The organism is Vibrio sp. 378 (assembly GCF_033339435.1).
Map to the genome: position 1 here is coordinate 1 of NZ_JAWOUO010000967.1, position 560 is coordinate 560.

Genomic DNA, 560 nt, shown 5'->3' on the forward strand with positions numbered 1-560 from the left:
CATTTAATGATAATTACATCTGGCTGATACAAAATAGCGAAAAGCGTTGCGCCGTGGTCGATCCAGGCGATGCACAGCCAGTACTAGATTATTTGCAGGCTAACGAATTAACTTTAGAAGCGATCTTAGTTACACACCACCACAATGATCACATTGGCGGTGTTCCAGATTTAGTTCGTGCATTTCCTCACGTCACCGTTGTCGGCCCGAAAGCGGAGCCAATTCCGACCTTAACAACTCCTATGGAAGAAGGCGATAAGCTTGAGCTGTTCGGCGAAATCTTCTTGGTGCTCGGTTTGCCGGGGCACACGCTCGGTCATATAGGGTATGTGGGCGATAGCAAGCTATTTTGTGGTGACGTGCTATTTTCTGCTGGTTGCGGTCGTATTTTCGAAGGCACACCAGAGCAGATGTTTGAGTCTCTGAGCAAAGTTGCAGCGCTTCCAGAAGAAACACAGGTGTTCTGCGCGCACGAATATACAGCGAGTAACGTTGCCTTTGCGCTGGCTGTGGAACCTGATAACGAGCAACTACGTCAATACCGAGACGATGTGAACCGA

At 48.8% G+C, this 560-nt stretch carries 1 protein-coding gene; it reads left to right on the forward strand.

Annotation, left to right across the window (positions count from 1 at the left end; all coding sequences use genetic code 11):
* On the forward strand, nucleotides 1-560 hold a 560-nt coding region (gloB, locus tag R7Q48_RS29845; RefSeq protein WP_318134001.1), incomplete at both ends, for a hydroxyacylglutathione hydrolase.